The sequence below is a fragment of the Martinezella sp. CNPSo 3957 genome (assembly GCF_057784395.1).
In genome coordinates, this window is record NZ_JBXSOU010000002.1 from 58,841 (window position 1) to 76,319 (window position 17,479).

Genomic DNA, 17,479 nt, shown 5'->3' on the forward strand with positions numbered 1-17,479 from the left:
TGGAGGAGGGCATGCCCTGCCTCATCCGCGTTGCCTCCAAGGGTGTCTACGCGGACGCGTGGCGTATAATACAAAGCGGCCGAAGGTGCAAGCACCCCCGGAATCGGGGCCTTGTGATGACATTGCAACTGCCGCCGACAAGCCTGCGACGGGGCCTCTATCAACGGCTTGACATATATCCTCAGCCCCATCAACAGTCGAATGCAATCGTTCCGGATCAAAAGGAGAGATCGGGCATGCGTTCCAGGGTTATCGCCGCCGCGGTTTTTTCCATGGGTCTTGCTGGTGTCTCACACGCAGCCGACGTCAACGAGCAAGGCGCCAAGGAACTCCGCAATGTTCTGACGCATTCGCTTTCGCAGGACCTTGCCCGCAGCGATTTCGTGACCGTAAAACCGGCCGGCGATCAATATGAGATCACCTATGATCTTGCGAAATTCTTCGACAAGATCAATTCGAGCGCGTTTTCGGTGACGGGTTTCAAACCGCTCTCCCTTTTCGCACAGCCTGTCGAGCAGGGAAGGTGGCATCTGACGGGCGACAACAGTCTCGATGTCGCCCTGCATTCGCCGACCTCGGACATTGCCTATTCCATCGCTTCCAGCTCTTTTGACGGTGTTTTCGATCCTGCCATCGAAATGATGCGGTCGATGGGCATCAAGAGCCGCGGCGTGAAATTTTCGAGCGCCGGTGGTGGCCGGAAAAGCGGGCGCAAGATCGATGCGACCATCGACAGCGCCTCATTCGCTCACACGGTCACCGACAGTAGCGAAGCGGGTAAGGTCGATCTACAATTGCAAGGTACGCTGCAGCGCTTGCATGAGCAGGTGACGCTGCGGCCGGATGCGGCGCCGATCACTTTCAGCGCCGACAGCGTCGATACCAACCTCACTGCCACCAGCCTGCCGGTGAAGGATCTGCGCGCACTCATCCGGTTCTTCGTTCAACACGTTAAGGCCAAGCAACTTTCGCAAAGTGGCAGCGAAAAGTTCGAGCAGCTGGTCCATCAGGCTCTGCCGGTTTTCGGTTCGCTCGGCAAGACCGTGACCGTGAACAACGCGCTGGTGGCAACGGAGAAAGGCAACGTCGGCGTCAAGCGTATCGATTACAGTTTCAAGATGGACGGCCTAACCAAAGCGTCCAATGTCAATCTGGAGCTTAGGGCCGAGCAGTTTACGCCCGATGCGGGTCTTGTGCCGGCTACTTTTATGCCCTTCCTGCCCGCGATGGTGGATGTTCAGCTCGGCGTGCCCAATATCAATTTCTCCGGCCTCATCGATGCTGGCCTCGATTCAATTGTCGCGCGGGAAACGCCGGTTTCCGGTGAGGCTCTGAAACGCACGATGTTCCCGAGCGGCTACGGAACGCTGGAGTTTCCGAAGATCAGTGCAAAATCCGATGTCTACGACGTCGAGGTTTCCGGTGAGCTGAAGGCCTCGACCAAGCCGCATTCCGGCTTTTCGCTGCAGGCGACGATCCTGGCGCGCGACTTCGACAAGACTGTCGCCGCCATGCAAGAGGCTGCCAAGACACAGCCTCGCTTGAACAGTGTTTCCTTCAGCTTGATTGCTGCAAAGGGTTTTGCCAAGACCGACCCGGACGGTCGCCTGCGCTGGGACGTCACCATGGATGAAGACCGAACGGTGACGGTCAACGGACAGGTGATGAAGAAGCCTTGAAGTTTGAGGGTAAGCCCATGTATCAGGGCGATGATAAAGTTCCATGTAAAAGGCCGGTCGGCGCCTTTCAGGTTTCCACGTTTCTTTTCCATCATATTTGGGGGTGAGTTATGCGTTTCAAAGCGGTTGCCACGGCGGCTGTTCTCGCTGTCGGCGTGGCCGGCGTTGTGCAGGCGGCTGATGTCAGCGAGCAAGGTGCTAAGGACCTTTACGGCAATCTGACCTATTTCCTGCCCGATGATATCGCCAAGAGCGGTGCGATCGCGGTCAAGCCGGTCAGCCCGCACTACGAAGTCACCTATGATTTGCAGAAGCTGCTCGATAAGTTGAATGTGAGCGGTTTCGATATCAGTGGCCTCAAGCCGCTGATGATGCTGGCAACGCCGCTTGATAGTGGCCTTTGGAACATTGAAGGCAACAACGCCTTCGATGTGACGGCCCGTTCGAAGCCTGGCAGCGGCCCCGATACCGAATTTCGCTATGCCTTGGCATCATCGACCTTTCAGGGCGTTTTCGATCCCGCACTTCATTATCTGCGTTCCATGGATATGAAGGGCAACGGGATCACCATCGCGACAAAGACCACCGACGAAGATAAAAGCGTCCAGAAGAATGACGCGACCGCCGACAGCATCACCTACACCGTGTCGTCGGCAGACAGCGGCGAGCCGGGCAGGCTCGATCTCAAGATGAACGGCAGCCTGCAATCGCTCTACGACAAGATTTCGGCCGACGATGCGACGCTCGGGGAAGTCAAGATTGCAGCGATCGATTTCAGCATGGGGGCGACGAAGCTGCCCTTGAAGGCACTGAATTCGCTGCTGCAGTTCGTCTCCGAACATAAGGATGAGAAGACGCTTTCCGATGCCGACAGCAAGGCGATCAAGGCCTTGCTGATGGATGCCATGCCGATCGTCGGTTCCTTTGACGAGTCCGTCGCCATCAAGGATATCGCGGTCACGACACCGTTCGGCAATGGCGGCCTGCAGAAGATGGGCTATTTCTTCAAGGTAGCCGGGCCAGCCAATGCCATGAATGCGGACTTCGGGCTGAATGCCGAGAAGCTTGCACTGGAAACGGGCCTGATCCCCGAAGACTATGTCGCCTTCATTCCCGATACGGCTGATATCCAGGTGCAAGTGCCGAATCTGAATTTCTCCGCTCTCGTGGATGTTTTTCAGCAGGCCGATTTGAAGAATCCTGAGAGCGACACGGCCATGGATGAGAAGCTGCAGAAGGCCATGTTCCCGGACGGGACGATGACCGTCAACTTCCCGAAGATCAGCGCCGTATCGGGCCTCTATGATGTCGAGGCATCCGGCAGCCTGCGCGGCTGGCTGAACGAGAAGGACCGTGTCGCCATGAAGATGACGGTTCTTGCTCGCGATCTCGACAAGACGATCGCCGCCATCCAGGAGGCAGCAAAAACCAAGGAGGATCTGTCTCAGCTCTCCTTCGGCCTGATGATGGCCAAGGGTTTTGCCAAGACGGATGCAGATGGGCGCTCGCGCTGGGATATCGATCTTTCAGACGATGGTCACGTGTCGGTCAACGGTCAGGTCCTGAAGTAAGACAATTTGAAATCAGAATGCGATCATGTTTGTCCTGAAGCCGCTGAGCCAGCGCTCCATCTCTCTCCTATGGGCCGGCCAGGTGCTGGCTGCTACGGGCTCCGAATTCTACATGGTCGCCGTCGTCTGGATTGCGGCTGATTTTATCGGCAACAATGCGGGATATGTTTCCGCATTGCAGTCCGGTTCGCTGCTGTTCGGCAGCCTGTTCGGCGGTATCGTCACGGATCGCTGGCGGCATAGCACGACGATGATCACGGCCGATCTGGTGCGTGCGGCTCTGTTGCTGACATTATCGCTGGCAGGAATGCTGCATCTGATGAGCCTGCCGCTGCTGGTCGTGCTTGCCGGAAGCATCGCATTGCTGACGTCGACGTTCGACCCTTCGCTACAGGCGACCCTGCCGACGATTGCGGTCGATGCCGAAGTCCGGCACGCGACCAACGGCCTGTTCGATGCAACCCGCCGCATGGCGCGCATCCTCGGCCCGAGCCTGATCGCGCTCGTGAACGGGTTCCTGCCGAAATCTCAGTTCTTCACGGTCACGGCTGCTACTTTCATATTGTCGGCGCTTGCGGTGTGGCTGGCGGTGGCGAAACTCCCGACGGCGTCGCGGCGTCGGGATTTCTCCGGGATGGCGGCTGTGGTGGACGGCGTTCTTGGTGGGTGGCGCGCGGCGCGGGGCCATGCGGCAATCCTCTATGGCCTCTTCACCAACCTGGTGGGAAACGTAGCCTGGGCGATGGGCATCCTGCTCGGAATGATCCTGCATTTGCGCGAAACCAGTGCCGACCCGCTTACCGACTACAGCCTGATGATGACGGCTTATGGCGTCGGCAACCTGACGACCAATCTGATCCTCGGCAGCGTCAAGCCGCGCCGGCCGGTGGTCTGGATCATCGTGGCGAAGCTCATTTTCGGATCTGGCGTTTTCCTGTTGCCGCTGATGCATGATCGGATCGGGCTGATGATCGTTGCCTGCTTTGCGGCGATCAACGGACCCTTCGAGAACCTTGCCATCCTGCATCTGATGCAGACGCGCAGCGAACCGCATCGCCTGGCGCAGGTCTACCGTCTATTGATGTGCGCGATCTTCACTGGCCTGTTTCTGGCCTATCTGATGTCGCCAACACTGTTTGCTTGGTTCGGTATCGGGCCTTCGATCATGGGATCGGGCGCGGCCGTCTTCATCTCGGGGCTCTTGGGCATCGGCTTGCTCGCATGGAGGCAGGCGCATCCCGCGCCTGCGAAGGCGAGTTGAGGCGGCGCTGCGTCTTACAGCGTGATGCCGAAAGTGTAAGCGGTTTTCGGACGACATCACGCTCTATTTCTTTGATTCTAGAGCGGATTCAGATTTTAGGTCGACTCGACCTAAAATCATCCGGCTCTAGTCGAAGAGGCTTGAGACCGATTCTTCCTGGCTGGTGCGGTTGATCGCTTCACCGATGAGGCCAGCCGTCGTGATGACGCGAATATTCGGAGCCGATAGCACGGCCGTCGTCGGTTGGATGGAATCGGTAATCACCAGTTCCTTCAGCTGCGAGTTTGCGACGCGGGTTACGGCGCCACCGGAGAGAACTCCGTGGGTGATATAGGCGGTGACGCTTGCCGCGCCTCGTGCGAGCAGGGCATCGGCAGCGTTGCAGAGCGTACCGCCGGAATCGACGATATCGTCGATCAGGAGGCAATCCTTGCCGGAGACGTCGCCGATGACGTTCATGACTTCGGATTCGCCGGGGCGATCACGGCGCTTGTCCACGATCGCCAGCAGACAGTCGAGGCGCTTGGCGAGCGCGCGGGCACGTACGACGCCGCCGACATCAGGAGAAACGACCATGACATTGCCGATATCGTAGTTCGCCTTGATATCGCGCGTCAGGATCGGCAGTGCGTAGAGATTGTCCGTCGGGATATCGAAGAAGCCCTGAATCTGGCCGGCGTGCAGGTCGAGCGTAAGAACGCGGTCCGCACCTGCCTCGGTGATCAGATTGGCGACGAGCTTTGCCGAGATCGGCGTGCGCCCCGAGGCGCGGCGATCTTGACGGGCATAACCGAAATAGGGGAGGACCGCCGTTATGCGCCGCGCCGACGAGCGACGCATCGCATCGATCATGATCAGCAGTTCCATAAGGTGATCGTTGGTCGGAAACGACGTCGGCTGCACGAGGAACACATCCTCGCCGCGTACATTTTCCTGGATCTCTACGAAAATCTCCTGGTCGGCGAACCGGCGGACGCTAGCTCTTCCCAAGGGAACGTTGAGATAATTGCAGATCGCTTCGGCAAGATGCCGGTTCGAATTGCCTGCGAAAACCTTCATTGTGGCCCGCCTATTACCAACCTGATAGCCGCGCTTTTAACCGCCTTGCTCTCGAATGCAAGAGGGAGAGGCCCGTTAGCTTCATATTTCTGAAAAGCTTTTAGCTATCCACCGTTGGATTCGCGCCAGGAATTGAAATCCGACATGGTTTTGGTGGCAATTTTCTGCATAACCGTTGGAGGAACGGCCGACCAAGGATCGCCACGCTTCAGAGGTGCGCTTTCCGAGCCCTGGATGCGGTGGACGCGGTTGCCATTGCTGTCAAGCACGTCCCAAACGTAGGTCACGGAAATCTGCGGGCCGTCTTCAAAGGCGGAAAGATAGCCCTTGAGGATATAGGCGGCACTGGAATCGCTTGAGCTCTTGATCGTCAGGCCGAGCGAGCGGGCGTCGGCACCAAGCTGGCGCGAGAGCGGCGTGACGGCTTCCACTGGAGCGCCGATGATCGGAAGAAAGCGGACGCTGTTGCCGCCGGCCGCGGCTGTGGGCGGCAGAGACGCCTGTTGATCCGGCTGCGGTTGATCTGGCTGCGGGGCGTCGGCAGTCTGTTGCTGCTGCTGCGGCTGTGGATCGTCCGACAGGCGCCGGTCGGCCTCGCGCTGCTCGTCGGCTTCCGAAAATTGATTGTTAGATGGAGCGATGGAGGCGGTCCGGGAACCGTCGAGCGGGCGAGACGCATAGGGATTGGTGCCGTTCGATCTCAGCGCCGAGGCCTGGTCGTCGAGCGTGCCGCTGCCGCCGTAGTTTTGCGGCTGATAGGCCTGCTGCGAGGTCTGCTGCTGATAGCCGTAGCTCTCCTGCGCGCTTTGATAGGTTTGGCGGCGCTGAGGTGTCGAGGCCATGCGCTCGACATCCCGTTGGGTGACCGGGCTGGAGCCGGCATCACCGATCGCTTCGGGCGGCGTCAGGGCGTCCGTGGTGTTGCAGGCGGAGAGCGCTAGGCAAAAGCCGGCGACAGTCAACGTTATCCTGACCACTCCCATTGACGCGATCCTTTCTCCCGACGGTCTGACCGTCCAGGATCGCTATCTTACGCCCCTAACGGTTAAGAAATTCGAGAGGGTGGCGGGAAAGGGCTTTTGGGGCTTGCGAGGTCGTCAGATAGGTCTGCCCGAGGGTCATGGCGGTGCCGCTGTCGGAATCCATGATGATCATATGCACGAAGAGCGACATGTTCTCCTGAATTTCAAGCGGATTGCCCATGTGGAACATCTCGTGCTCCATCCATGACGGCGAGAAGCGGGCGCCGAGAGAGTAGCCACAGGCGTTCAGCCGGTGGCGGGCAAGGCCGCGCTCGTCCATGATTTTCGCGTGCATATCGAAGATGTCGCCAAAGGTGTGCCCCGGCATCAGGATTGTCTCGATCGCCTGCAGGGTTTCAAGGCAGGCGCTGTAAAGCTCGCGATGGCGATGACTGGGGGTGCCGATGACGACCGTGCGCATCATGGCTGCGTGATAATGGGCATCGACACCGGCCCACTCGAGCGTCAGCTGGTCGTCCGCATCGAGCTTGCGACGGCCGGACTTGTAGCGGCAGAGCAGGGCCTCCGCGCCAGAGCCGATGATGAATGCGTTGGCCGGATAATCGCCGCCGCCGGCAAAGACGGCGCCCTGCATGGCTTCGAGAATGTCTGACTCATTCACGCCGGCTTTCACCAGGGACAACGCTGCGTCGAGGGCGTCGTCAGCCAGTGCTGCGGCGCGTTCGACATGGGCGATTTCCGCCGGGCTCTTCGTCAGCCGCAGGCGGCTGACGAGATAGGAGGCGTCGACGATCTGGCCGAAACTCGCCAATTGCTGGTCGAGTAGCCGGGCGATATGTCCGGTCATCCCATGGGTGTCATATTCGACCCCGATACGGGCACCGAGAAGATCGAGATCCGACAATAGTTCCTTGAGATCGAGTGTCGGATCGGCGTTGACGCGATCGACCCATATGCGGATGTCGGTGATGACCGAAGTCAGCTGCGCCTGGCGCAGATCGGCCGAGCGCGTCATCAGCGTCAGAGATCCATCCGCTTTGACGACCAGCGTCTGGAAAAAGCAAAAGCCGAACGTATCGTAGCCGGTGAGCCAATACATGCTCTCCTGTGCGAAGAGCAGCATGGCATCGAGTTTTTCTTCCTGCATTCTCGCCAGCAGGCGTGCCAGACGAGCATCGAATTCGCTGCGTTCGAAATGCAGGGCCATATTAATTTGCCTCCCCGATAGCGATGGCGGAAATCTGGCGTCCGTAATCCGGCTCCTTCGCATGCGTCGTGCGACGATAGGAGAAGAAGCGCTCCGCGTCCGGATAGGTGCAGAGGTTCAGGCTTTCGGCGGCGACACCGGCTTTGCGCAAGCGATCGACCGTGAGGGACGGCAGATCGAACATGGCATGGCCTTCGCGCTCAGAAGGGGCGAAATATTTGGCATAACCGGGATCGTGAGCAAGAAACCGTTCGACGAATTCGGGGCCGACCTCATAGCTCGCCTGGCTGATCGATGGGCCGAGGCCGGCAATGATGGCGTCACGCCTTGCGCCGAGCGTCACCATCGCGTCGATGGTGTTTTCAAGCACGCCGGTCAGCGCGCCCTTCCAGCCGGCGTGGGCGGCGCCGATAACCCGGTTTTCGGGATCGGCAAAAAGGATCGGGCCGCAATCGGCAGCAAGCACGCCGATGGCGATGCCCGGCGTTGCCGTCACCATCGCATCGGCCTGCGGCCGGCTGCCGTCGTAATGCGCACCGATGGTTACGACATCGGGCGAATGTATCTGATGCACGGTGGCGAGCCGCTCGACCGGCAAGCCGAACCAGCCGGCAACACGGCGCCGGTTTTCCTGCACGCGCTCGCGATCGTCATGCGAACCGAGCCCAACGTTCAGCCCGCGATAGAGGCCCTCCGACACGCCGCCGGCGCGGGTGAAATAGCCGTGGCGAATGCCCGCAGCCTCGGCGGCGCTCAGCAATGTGCTTGCAAGTGGTGTCGGCAACGAGATGTCCCTTGATATCTTGATTGACCTGTCGTGCTTGAGATCTTGAGATAACGCAGCCGCGGCGAAGCAGTTCGATCATTGGGGGATGTTGGCCCAGCCCGACGCACGCTGTCAATCCGCAGGATTGGTGGTCAGGTCTCAGCTGACGGGACGAAAGGGCAGGAGATCGATCGCAGGGCTGGAGACTGCCAGCACCTTGAAAAGCTCCCCCATCTTGCCTTCGCCGGCGCCGGCAAGCCGCTCTACCGCGACCCTGATATTCTCCTGCGTTGCTGCATCCTGGTCGCGGCCGAGGGCGGCTGCACGCTCCAGCAGACCGAGCCCGACAAGAAAATCGCCCTGATGACAGCAGCCGTTTATATGGAGGCCGGAGGCGAGCGCCGTCTGGGCCAGGTGCTGGAAGTCGACATGGCTGGTCAGGTCGGCTTCACCGGGGTGCTCCAGCGGCGAATCGTATTCGTGCATGCGGACGGCCTGCAGCGTATCGCCGAAGCTTGTCGCCATATGACCGTAGTCGATGGCAAGCGCCGTGCCGCCATGGGCGGCAAGCCTGTCGCAGATTGTCGTCATGACGGCCTGACGGGCGGGCGCAATTTCAAAGATCGTGCCGATCGGCGGCAAGCCGCCGTCGGGAAGAAGCGAGGGGTCGAGAGTCGCGACGCCTGTCGTGAAGGTCAGCTCGTCGCTGACATCGAGACCGACCATCCGCTCGCGAAAACCATTGCCGGTGCGCACGAACTGGCGGATCGGAATGGCGTCAAAAAGCTCGTTGGCGGCGAGCAAGGTGAAACCCTCAGGCACCTCGCCGAAATCCGTATGCCAGGAAATTTTGGCGCCATACGCTTCCAGGGTTTGCCGCTGGAAGCTTTGCAGGCGTTCACTGGTCTCGACGAGATGCACCGTCATGACATCGTAAAGCGGCGGCGCCAGCTTGCCGATGACGCGCAGCATGTCGGACATCATCGTGCCGCGGCCGGGGCCGATCTCGACGAGGCGCACCTCGGCCGGCGTTCCGTGCCGCTGCCAGGCATGCACCATGAAGACGCCGATCATTTCGCCGAACAGTTGGCTGATCTCGGGTGCAGTCACGAAATCGCCGGATTGGCCGAAGGGTTCACGCGTCTTGTAGTAACCATGTACGGGGTCGGCGAGACACAACGAAAAATAATCCGTAATGCTCAATGGTCCGTTGGTGCGGATGATGGCTTTGATTTTTTCCCCGAGCGCCGTCGTCATTCTTTGCTTTCGCTAGTGCGTAATCCTGAAAGGCTGGGAGCCGTTCCTGAAAGGATCGCGCGTATTGAACTCCACCTCAAGCCATCTGCCTTGCCGCCGCCAGCCGGGCGCGGATGACAGCCCATAGGCCGATGGCAACCATCGGAAGTGACAGCACCATGCCCATCGTCAGCCAGTTCGTGCCGAGCAGATAGCCGAGCTGCTCGTCAGGCTGACGGAAGAATTCGACAAAAATACGCGAGAAGGCATAGCCGATGACGAAAATACCGCTGACCGTACCCGGCTTTTTCAATGCCAGCGCCCAGCGCGTAAGCACAAAGAGAATAAGGAAGAGGATGATGCCTTCGATGCCGGCTTCATAAAGTTGGCTCGGGTGCCGCGGGTCTGGGCCTGCAGGGCACACGCCATTATGGGCGGCGATCACATGCGGGCTGCAGAAGACCATCGCCCACGGAACGTCGCTGGCCCGACCCCAAAGCTCGCCGTTGATGAAATTGGCGATGCGGCCGAAGAATAGGCCGATCGGCGCGACGGCGGCGACGATATCGAACAGGCTCCAGGTCGGGATCTGGTTGCGCCTTGCGAACAAGATCATGGCGATAGTGGTGCCTATTAATCCGCCGTGGAAGGACATGCCGCCATTCCAGACCTCGATAGCGCGGATCGGATTGGCGAGCACCGGGTCGAGATCGTAGAAAAGGATGTAGCCGATGCGCCCGCCGAGAACGATGCCGAAGGCGACCCAGAGAATGAAGTCATCCAGATGCTGGCGCGTCATCGGTGCAGTATCGTTCAGCCAGAGCTTGCCATTGTCGACCAGCCGCCTTGCATAGAACCAGCCGAGCAGGATGCCTGCGACATAGGCAAGCCCATACCAATGCACTGAGATCGGGCCGAGGGAGACGGCGATGGGGTTGATGTCCGGGAACGGCAGGATGGCGGCGAGATTGGCGGATGTCAGCAAGATCGTCAGGCCCGTTTCAGCATGTTCCCGAAAGCACCGTGCCATTCCGGAACGGGGATCATGCTATATAGCTAAATGTGCGCGGAACATGGCGTTCGCTGTCGAAACGGTCAAGTCGATTGTTGATCCGGCCGAGATGGGGCTCCGGTTGTCCAGTCCTATCTCAATTTGCTTGCATCGGCCCCTTGGAAATCCTACCTCAGCACTATCTGGCCCATATCGATGCCTGACCGTTGAGGGCCGACGGCTGCAAGGAGATTGCCATGAGCACTGGACCGAACCGAATCTTGGATGAATTCGCCAAGCTGATGACCGATGCCGCCGGTGCTGCCCAAGGCGTGCGCCGTGAAATCGAGACCGCCTTCAATGCCCATGCCGAGCGCTGGCTGAACAGCATGGATATCGTCAAGCGCGAGGAATTCGAAGCCGTCCGCGAAATGGCGATCAAGGCGCGCGACGAAAACGAGGCGCTGCTGGCGAGAATCGAAGCACTTGAAACCAAGCTTGCTTCCAAGGGCAAATAAGCCCGGTCTTACGTTTGCAGATCGGCACGGCACCCGTTTGCCGTGCCTTTTTCCTCTGAAAATTTGCGTTTGTTTTTCCACCTGTGGACATAGGCAAAAAAGCCAATCGCCAGAGTCGGTTATGACTCCCTTCTGAATAGGCGTCGGAAGAGCTTTCCACAGTGCCGTTTCCAAAATCACCGTTCAGGGGCTGGCATGCCGGGCATGCCGCTATACACTGATTTTAAATGATGATTCGAAACGGACTTGGTAAGCCCCGGGCATGGTGGAAGCGTTAGTCTGGCAGCCGTTCAACATCATCCCGAGGATGTTTCCGGAGTAAAATTGTTTGCGTTCTTTCAGTGTCGAGCCACGGGAAAACTGCAACCGATCCGGTCAAGAAGGTGCTGCATGAGCCTTATGGAAATGGAAGCCGAACGACAATCGAACCCGGTCGACATGATCGAATTCGTCGCTGCCAATAACGATTGGTCGTTCGAACGGTCCGGCGAGGACGAACTCGCCATGACCGTCGAGGGACGATGGACCGACTATCACGTCTCGTTTTCCTGGATGGAGGAGTTCGAGGCGCTGCACATAGCCTGCGCGTTCGACGTCAAGGTTCCGGATCCCCGGGTCAACGAGGTGATTAAGCTCTTGTCCTGCATCAATGGGCAGGTGCTGATGGGTCACTTCGATCTGTGGCGTCAGGAAGACATCGTTATCTTCCGCCAATCGCTTCTCTTGTCGGGTGGGGCGGAGCCCACCAACCGTCAGGTGGAAGTGCTGCTTTCTAACGCGCTTGACACCTGCGAAGCTTACTATCAGGCTTTCCAATTCGTTGTATGGTCCGGCCTTGACGCGAACCGCGCCATGGAAGCCGTACTTTTTGAAACGGTAGGCGAAGCGTGACATGACAGGCGAACAATCCGCCAATGCATTTGCAGCCTCCGGGCCGATCGTCCTGATCGGCGCCGGTAACATGGGCGGGGCATTGTTGACGGGATGGCTGAAAAACGGCGTGCCGGGATCATCCGTCATCGTTGTCGATCCAAACCCTGCCGAAGCGATGAGCAAAATGATTGCGGATGCCGGCGCAAGCCATGTCACCGAAGTTCCGAAAGGCGTGACGGCGGGGGTTCTCTTTATCGCCGTCAAGCCGCAACTGATGGACGCAGTCCTGCCGCCGTTCAAGCCGCTTGTGGGCGAGACGACGGTCGTCGTCTCCATCGCGGCCGGCAAGACGCTGTCCGCGCTTGAAACGCATCTGGGAAAAGCGGCCATGGTGCGCGCCATGCCGAACACGCCCGCCATGGTCGGGCGTGGTGTGACGGGCGCTTTTGCCAATGCACGCGTGAGCGACCGCCAGCGGCAGCTGGTTCAAAACCTGTTGAAGGTATCCGGTCCGGTCGAATGGGTGCCCGGCGAAGCCGATATCGACTCGGTAACCGCCGTTTCCGGCAGTGGTCCGGCCTATGTTTTCTATCTCGTGGAATGCATGGCGGAGGCGGGCCGAAAGCTTGGCCTGCAGGCGGACCTCGCCATGCGGCTCGCACGGGAAACCGTCGCGGGGGCTGGTGAACTGTTGCACCAGTCTCCCGACGACGCTTCGCGTCTGCGCCAGAACGTGACCTCTCCCGGCGGCACCACAGCTGCGGCGTTGGGCGTCTTGATGGCGGAGGATGGCATGCAGCCGCTGTTCGATGCGGCCCTCGAGGCGGCGCGCAAACGGGCACAGGAATTGGCCGGCTGAGTTTTCTATAAAGGCAGGACATGGCGGAAGAGATCACTTACGGCGATTTCGAGCGGGTGGACATCCGTGTCGGGACGATCATCGAGGCGGAAACTTTTCCGGAAGCGCGCAAGCCCGCTTACAAGCTCAGGATCGATTTCGGGCCGGAGATCGGAATCAAGCGTTCCTCCGCGCAGATCACCGTGCACTATACGCCGGAAACCCTTGTCGGCCGGCAGGTGCTGGCGGTCGTCAATTTTCCGCCGCGTCAGATCGGGCCGGTGCGCTCGGAAGTGCTGACCCTCGGCTTCGAAGACGAAGCCGGCGCGATCGTTCTGGCCGCGGTGACCCAGCCGGTGCCGAATGGCAAAAGGATGATGTGAGCCTTTTCCTTTCGCAATAGGAGAGGGACGGCGTCAGTGAATATCCCGTGAAACCGGGTCGGTCAGGCTGAAATCGAGGAATTCCGCTTCGAAGCCTTCGCGTTGCGGCGAGCAGAAGGCCGGGCCGACCAAGACTTCCTCGAGCATCGGATCGAACCAGGCGAGCCTTGCCATCCGCCATTCGCTCATGCGGTCGGTGCGGTACTGGATGAAGAGGGCGTCGCCGTTGCGAGTGACCCGCGCCGATATGGCATCGAACTCGTGATCGAGGCGGAAGGCGGACCAATCGGAATTGCCATTGGTGACGACGACGCTGAAATGCCTGGCGCCGTCGGTATATTCTATCCCGCATTTCATCCAGTGCCTGGCATCATGGCGGACCATCAGGCCAGCCTGATCGTAAAGCTCGCGATAATGCCCGACGAAGGTGACTTCGGCGGTAAAATCGCCCCGGCGGGACGTTCCAAGAAAATGACCGTCGTCGCGGTGGAAGCCGTAATAGGTTTCCTGCCAGAAATCGGTCTTGTTGCCGGATTGAACGAACAGGCGTCCCTGGTTCACTTCCCACATGGGCGGCGTGTTCAACCAATGCATGCCTTCGATATCGATCGGCATATGCTCTCTCCCTCAGGCAGGAATGCGGATGGTGGCGCGCAAGCCCCCGAGCGGGCTGTCGCCGAGCGTGACGTTGCCGCCATGGCTGCGGGCGATGTCGCGCGCGATGGCAAGGCCGAGACCTGTGCCCGATTTATCGAGATTGCGGGCTGAATCCAGCCGGAAGAACGGTTTGAAGACGTCGTCTCGCGCCGCGACGGGAATGCCGGGGCCGTCATCGTCAAAGATGATCGTCAGCCATTTGGCGCTGTGCCTGGCTTCGACGCGGAGGCTGTTGGCATAGCGTCGTGCATTGGTGGCGAGATTCGTCACCAGACGGTTGAATGCATTCGGCCGGACGGAGATTTCGTCATCCCCTTCAATGGAGAAGCTCATGAACTTGTCGTGCAGCGTGAAGTCCTGCCGGATCTTTTCGAGGATATCGCTGAGCTTGAATTGTCCGACATCTTCTTCCGCCTCGCCGCGCGCGAAGGCCATATAGCCCTCGAGCATGCTTTGCATGTCCTCTACGTCTTCGCTGAGGCCGACAAGATCCGGATTTTCGCCCACAAGGGCCAGCTGCAGCTTGAAGCGGGTGAGAACGGTGCGTAGGTCGTGGCTGACCCCGGAAAGCATAGCCGTGCGCTGTTCGATCTGCCGTTCGATGCGCTCGCGCATCAGGATGAAGGCAAGGCCCGCTCGGCGTATTTCGTCGGCGCCGCGGGGAGAGTAGTTTTCCAGGCGCTGGCCCTTGCCGAAGCTTTCCGCCGCCTGAGCCAGCGCCAGGATCGGGCGGATCTGGCCGCGCAGGAACAGGACGGCGATGCCGATCAGCACCAGCGAGGTGCCGACCATCCATAGAATGAAGATGTGGGTATTCGAGGCATAGGTCTGGCTGCGTTTGGCGAAGACGCGCAGCACCTTGTCCGGCAGTTTGATGCGGATTTCGACCAGACTGGAGTTGCCGACGGTATCGATCCAGAAGGGTAGATTGATCTGTTCCTTTATCTCGTCGCTCAAAATGCCATCGAGGATCGAGAAGAAGGGCTTTTCGCGCGGGGCCGGTAGTTCGCCCCCGGGTTCGATCGATATGCTTAGGTCGAGCTTTTGCCGCGCCATCTGCGTAATGGCAGAGTAGTCGGCATCCTGCGGATAGGTCTGGATAATGGTGATGATGGCGGCGATGTCGCGCGTGGTCGCCATCGACAGCCGCTGCGTCACCATCTGCCAGTGGCGCTCCATGAAGACGACGGTAACAACCGCCTGCAGAATGATCATCGGCAGGATGAAGATCAGCAATGAGCGGGCGTAGAGGCCGGTCGGCAGGATATATCGACGCATCCAGCGCGAAAGCCACCGCAATCCGTTGGACGGCGTGTGATCCTGGTCGCGTCTGATGGAATCGAATGTCACCATAATCTGGTCCCGCGGGCCGATCTCAATCTATGCTCAGGCGATAGCCGATACCACGCACCGTCTGCAGCCAGATAGGGTTGGCAGGGTCATCTTCAATCTTGCGACGCAGCCGGTTGATCTGCACGTCGATCGTCCGCTCTCCCACTTCGGCGTCGCTGCCGATGAGTTCATGTCGCGGGATCGTCTCGCCGGCGCGCTTGGCAAAGAGCAGCATGATTTCCTGCTCGCGATCGGTAAGCCGGATGAGTTCCGCGGCCTTCTTGAGCTCCTTGCGGGTGAGCGAAAAGGTGTACGGCCCGAACATGACCAGTTCGATCTTCGGGGAATCGGCGGGCGCATTGCGCCGCAGAATATTGTTGATGCGCAGCACCAGCTCACGCGGGTCGAAGGGTTTCGGCAGATAGTCATCCGCGCCGGCCTCAAGGCCCGCTATACGGGAATCGGCTTCGGCCAGCGCGGTCAGCATGATGATCGGAATGTTCTTGATGGCCCGCAGGCTCGACGTCAACGCAATGCCGGATTCGCCGGGCATCATCACATCCATGATGATGAGATCGAAATCGAGCCCTTCCAGCTTGCGGCGGGCTTCGGCGCCATCGGCGGCAGCCGTGACGCGGAAGCCTTTCTCCATAAGGTAGCGATTGAGGAGGGCGCGGATACGGGTATCGTCGTCCACTACCAGAAGATGTGCTGCGTCATCCGAAATTGCTGCTTTTGTCGTCATTCGATCAATCTCGATCCTGTCCTACCCGTCGGTTTCGTTGACGCATTCCATTCCGGCCCCGCAGACTGGATGCTGTCATTTTACGGTCTGCATTCCTCTCAGGAAACGCTTCACGCTTTCGCGCGTCGCTTCGGACGCGCCTTCGAATGCCCTTTCAATGCGGCGCGATTGGGGCTCGGCCAAAGCCAGCGCCAAGTCTCTGCCGGCTTGCGTTGGGTACAGCTTGCGCTGCCGCCGGTCCTCCGGACCTGCGACCTGGCGAATATAACCCGAATCGATCAATTGTTTGAGAACCCGCGCCAGACTCTGTTTTGTGATCTGCAATGTTTCCAGAAGGTCCGCAACCGTCATGCCGGGTTCGCGGTTAACGAAATGGACGACGCGATGATGAGCCCGGCCGAAGCCGCTCTTGAGCAGAATCTGGTCCGGATCGGAAACGAAATCGCGGTAGGCGAAGAAAAGCAGCTCGATGATCTCGAAATCGATGCTTCCCGCGTTCTGCAACGGCGTGGCCAGCAGCTCTGTCTTTGCCGCATTCTGGCTCATCTGTCGTGGCACCGTGGCATTTCCTTTCCTATTATGGAGCATTCGGGAAACTTTCGCAAAAATACGTCAGGCCTGTTGACGCATTTTTACGTTGCCGCCCGGCTTCGCACAATGCCATGTTGCTCGAATGGCGCTGCTTCATGAGGAAATTAAGCGCGGTCCCAACGAAAACTCTAACATATCCTGTATTTTCTCGCACTGCCACCGGTGTTGAGACTCAGCGATTGGCCGCATGGCGAATCGGCAGATTGTCTGGGGCAAGTGGAGACGAGAGACGGACGCCTCGGGCTGGAAAGCCGATGCCTATCCGACCGTCGAAGACGGCAAAAACCCCGGAGATGTCATATTTCTCCGCTCCGCCCGGCTACGGCTGAGGCAGCTGTGGCCAAGCAGAATTGCGCATTGATCCGCACAAGCCGGGTCATTGCCAAGCCCGGCCTGCACGATCCGATTATTTACGACTTGCGGCCGAGAACGGCACCGACGATCGCGGAGAGTACGCCGCCGGCAACCAGCGAGGATATGCCCTGCGCGATAAGGCCGGTAAGGGCCTCGCTGCCGATCAGGTTCAGGATCAGGCCGCCTCCAAGGCCGCCGACGGCCCCGGCGATCGTTCTCGCAACGAGATTGATCCCGTCCTGTTTCAAAACGGCGCTCGCGGCGTTGCCACCGATCGCACCGGCAATCAATTGCGTAATGATAGGCCCTAGACTTTCCATGACTGCCCTTCTCCCATAATTCCGGAGACGCTTCCGGATGCCTTCTCGCCGCAAACAGGTTCGATGCCAGGCAGCGGCGATAATCCCTACTGATATTAGAATTACATCATGCATG

At 59.3% G+C, this 17,479-nt stretch carries 18 protein-coding genes; 7 read left to right on the plus strand and 11 right to left on the minus strand.

The features are described 5' to 3' along the window. Positions 1 to 236 precede the first annotated feature (236 nt). The 3 genes from AC13QE_RS05395 (at position 237) to AC13QE_RS05405 (ending at position 4,511) form a co-directional block, all read left to right on the plus strand. On the plus strand, positions 237 to 1,679 hold the full coding sequence (locus tag AC13QE_RS05395) for a hypothetical protein (protein ID WP_488482916.1): 1,443 nt from the start codon (positions 237 to 239) through the stop codon (positions 1,677 to 1,679). 110 nt (positions 1,680 to 1,789) lie between these two features. Beyond that, a complete protein-coding gene (locus tag AC13QE_RS05400) occupies positions 1,790 to 3,250 on the plus strand; it encodes a hypothetical protein (RefSeq protein WP_488482917.1) in 1,461 nt (486 codons plus the stop codon). Between the two features lie 25 nt (positions 3,251 to 3,275). Then, entirely contained in the window at positions 3,276 to 4,511 is a 1,236-nt protein-coding gene (locus AC13QE_RS05405; RefSeq protein ID WP_132717140.1) for an MFS transporter, read from the plus strand. Between the two features lie 126 nt (positions 4,512 to 4,637). Here the strand turns inward: AC13QE_RS05405 and AC13QE_RS05410 are convergent, their stop codons facing one another. The 6 genes from AC13QE_RS05410 to lgt form a co-directional block, all read right to left on the minus strand. After that, positions 4,638 to 5,570 (minus strand): ribose-phosphate pyrophosphokinase, encoded by a 933-nt coding sequence (locus tag AC13QE_RS05410; protein ID WP_015340609.1) that lies wholly within the window; start codon positions 5,568 to 5,570, stop codon positions 4,638 to 4,640. A 104-nt stretch (positions 5,571 to 5,674) separates the two neighbouring features. Beyond that, entirely contained in the window at positions 5,675 to 6,553 is an 879-nt protein-coding gene (locus tag AC13QE_RS05415; protein WP_488482918.1) for a hypothetical protein, read from the minus strand. Between the two features lie 55 nt (positions 6,554 to 6,608). Next, entirely contained in the window at positions 6,609 to 7,760 is a 1,152-nt protein-coding gene (locus tag AC13QE_RS05420) for a M24 family metallopeptidase (RefSeq protein WP_488482919.1), read from the minus strand. Position 7,761: 1 nt separating this feature from the next. Next, on the minus strand, positions 7,762 to 8,544 hold the full coding sequence (gene pgeF, locus AC13QE_RS05425) for a peptidoglycan editing factor PgeF (RefSeq protein ID WP_488482920.1): 783 nt from the start codon (positions 8,542 to 8,544) through the stop codon (positions 7,762 to 7,764). Between the two features lie 141 nt (positions 8,545 to 8,685). Continuing rightward, positions 8,686 to 9,783 carry a class I SAM-dependent methyltransferase gene (locus tag AC13QE_RS05430; RefSeq protein WP_488482921.1) on the minus strand — a complete coding sequence of 366 codons (1,098 nt, stop codon included), beginning with the start codon at positions 9,781 to 9,783 and terminating at the stop codon, positions 8,686 to 8,688. A 76-nt stretch (positions 9,784 to 9,859) separates the two neighbouring features. Continuing rightward, positions 9,860 to 10,747, minus strand: coding sequence for a prolipoprotein diacylglyceryl transferase (gene lgt / locus AC13QE_RS05435; protein WP_165915224.1), 888 nt, complete (start codon positions 10,745 to 10,747; stop codon positions 9,860 to 9,862). Between the two features lie 263 nt (positions 10,748 to 11,010). Here lgt and AC13QE_RS05440 point away from each other — a divergent pair, with 263 nt between their 5' ends. The 4 genes from AC13QE_RS05440 to AC13QE_RS05455 all read left to right on the plus strand — a co-directional run bounded on the left by AC13QE_RS05440 (position 11,011) and on the right by AC13QE_RS05455 (position 13,365). Beyond that, complete coding sequence (locus AC13QE_RS05440) at positions 11,011 to 11,271, plus strand: accessory factor UbiK family protein (protein ID WP_015340603.1); 261 nt, start codon at positions 11,011 to 11,013, stop codon at positions 11,269 to 11,271. A 390-nt stretch (positions 11,272 to 11,661) separates the two neighbouring features. Continuing rightward, positions 11,662 to 12,162 carry a type III secretion system chaperone family protein gene (locus AC13QE_RS05445; RefSeq protein WP_041677603.1) on the plus strand — a complete coding sequence of 167 codons (501 nt, stop codon included), beginning with the start codon at positions 11,662 to 11,664 and terminating at the stop codon, positions 12,160 to 12,162. A gap of 1 nt (position 12,163) precedes the next feature. Further along, a complete protein-coding gene (proC, locus tag AC13QE_RS05450; protein ID WP_488482922.1) occupies positions 12,164 to 13,003 on the plus strand; it encodes a pyrroline-5-carboxylate reductase in 840 nt (279 codons plus the stop codon). Positions 13,004 to 13,023: 20 nt separating this feature from the next. Continuing rightward, positions 13,024 to 13,365, plus strand: coding sequence for a tRNA-binding protein (locus AC13QE_RS05455; protein WP_132717134.1), 342 nt, complete (start codon positions 13,024 to 13,026; stop codon positions 13,363 to 13,365). A 33-nt stretch (positions 13,366 to 13,398) separates the two neighbouring features. Here AC13QE_RS05455 and AC13QE_RS05460 read toward each other — a convergent pair whose 3' ends face one another. From AC13QE_RS05460 to AC13QE_RS05480, 5 genes are all read right to left on the minus strand, one after another. Continuing rightward, positions 13,399 to 13,980 (minus strand): DUF1349 domain-containing protein, encoded by a 582-nt coding sequence (locus AC13QE_RS05460; RefSeq protein WP_488482923.1) that lies wholly within the window; start codon positions 13,978 to 13,980, stop codon positions 13,399 to 13,401. A gap of 12 nt (positions 13,981 to 13,992) precedes the next feature. After that, a complete protein-coding gene (locus AC13QE_RS05465) occupies positions 13,993 to 15,375 on the minus strand; it encodes an ATP-binding protein (RefSeq protein ID WP_488482924.1) in 1,383 nt (460 codons plus the stop codon). Positions 15,376 to 15,397: 22 nt separating this feature from the next. Beyond that, a complete protein-coding gene (locus AC13QE_RS05470; protein WP_015340597.1) occupies positions 15,398 to 16,099 on the minus strand; it encodes a response regulator in 702 nt (233 codons plus the stop codon). Positions 16,100 to 16,174: 75 nt separating this feature from the next. Beyond that, on the minus strand, positions 16,175 to 16,645 hold the full coding sequence (locus AC13QE_RS05475) for a MarR family winged helix-turn-helix transcriptional regulator (RefSeq protein WP_181476084.1): 471 nt from the start codon (positions 16,643 to 16,645) through the stop codon (positions 16,175 to 16,177). A gap of 455 nt (positions 16,646 to 17,100) precedes the next feature. Continuing rightward, positions 17,101 to 17,364 carry a hypothetical protein gene (locus AC13QE_RS05480; RefSeq protein WP_015340595.1) on the minus strand — a complete coding sequence of 88 codons (264 nt, stop codon included), beginning with the start codon at positions 17,362 to 17,364 and terminating at the stop codon, positions 17,101 to 17,103. Positions 17,365 to 17,479 lie beyond the last annotated feature (115 nt).

Bases quoted from the DNA above. Each gene is read 5' to 3' on its own strand.
- AC13QE_RS05395 (WP_488482916.1), top strand. From the start codon at position 237: ATGCGTTCCAGGGTTATCGCCGCCGCGGTTTTTTCCATGGGTCTTGCT.
- AC13QE_RS05400 (WP_488482917.1), top strand. From the start codon at position 1,790: ATGCGTTTCAAAGCGGTTGCCACGGCGGCTGTTCTCGCTGTCGGCGTG.
- AC13QE_RS05405 (WP_132717140.1), top strand. From the start codon at position 3,276: ATGTTTGTCCTGAAGCCGCTGAGCCAGCGCTCCATCTCTCTCCTATGG.
- AC13QE_RS05410 (WP_015340609.1), bottom strand. From the start codon at position 5,570: ATGAAGGTTTTCGCAGGCAATTCGAACCGGCATCTTGCCGAAGCGATC.
- AC13QE_RS05415 (WP_488482918.1), bottom strand. From the start codon at position 6,553: ATGGGAGTGGTCAGGATAACGTTGACTGTCGCCGGCTTTTGCCTAGCG.
- AC13QE_RS05420 (WP_488482919.1), bottom strand. From the start codon at position 7,760: ATGGCCCTGCATTTCGAACGCAGCGAATTCGATGCTCGTCTGGCACGC.
- AC13QE_RS05430 (WP_488482921.1), bottom strand. From the start codon at position 9,783: ATGACGACGGCGCTCGGGGAAAAAATCAAAGCCATCATCCGCACCAAC.
- AC13QE_RS05440 (WP_015340603.1), top strand. From the start codon at position 11,011: ATGAGCACTGGACCGAACCGAATCTTGGATGAATTCGCCAAGCTGATG.
- AC13QE_RS05445 (WP_041677603.1), top strand. From the start codon at position 11,662: ATGAGCCTTATGGAAATGGAAGCCGAACGACAATCGAACCCGGTCGAC.
- proC (WP_488482922.1), top strand. From the start codon at position 12,164: ATGACAGGCGAACAATCCGCCAATGCATTTGCAGCCTCCGGGCCGATC.
- AC13QE_RS05455 (WP_132717134.1), top strand. From the start codon at position 13,024: ATGGCGGAAGAGATCACTTACGGCGATTTCGAGCGGGTGGACATCCGT.
- AC13QE_RS05460 (WP_488482923.1), bottom strand. From the start codon at position 13,980: ATGCCGATCGATATCGAAGGCATGCATTGGTTGAACACGCCGCCCATG.
- AC13QE_RS05465 (WP_488482924.1), bottom strand. From the start codon at position 15,375: ATGGTGACATTCGATTCCATCAGACGCGACCAGGATCACACGCCGTCC.
- AC13QE_RS05470 (WP_015340597.1), bottom strand. From the start codon at position 16,099: ATGACGACAAAAGCAGCAATTTCGGATGACGCAGCACATCTTCTGGTA.
- AC13QE_RS05475 (WP_181476084.1), bottom strand. From the start codon at position 16,645: ATGAGCCAGAATGCGGCAAAGACAGAGCTGCTGGCCACGCCGTTGCAG.
- AC13QE_RS05480 (WP_015340595.1), bottom strand. From the start codon at position 17,364: ATGGAAAGTCTAGGGCCTATCATTACGCAATTGATTGCCGGTGCGATC.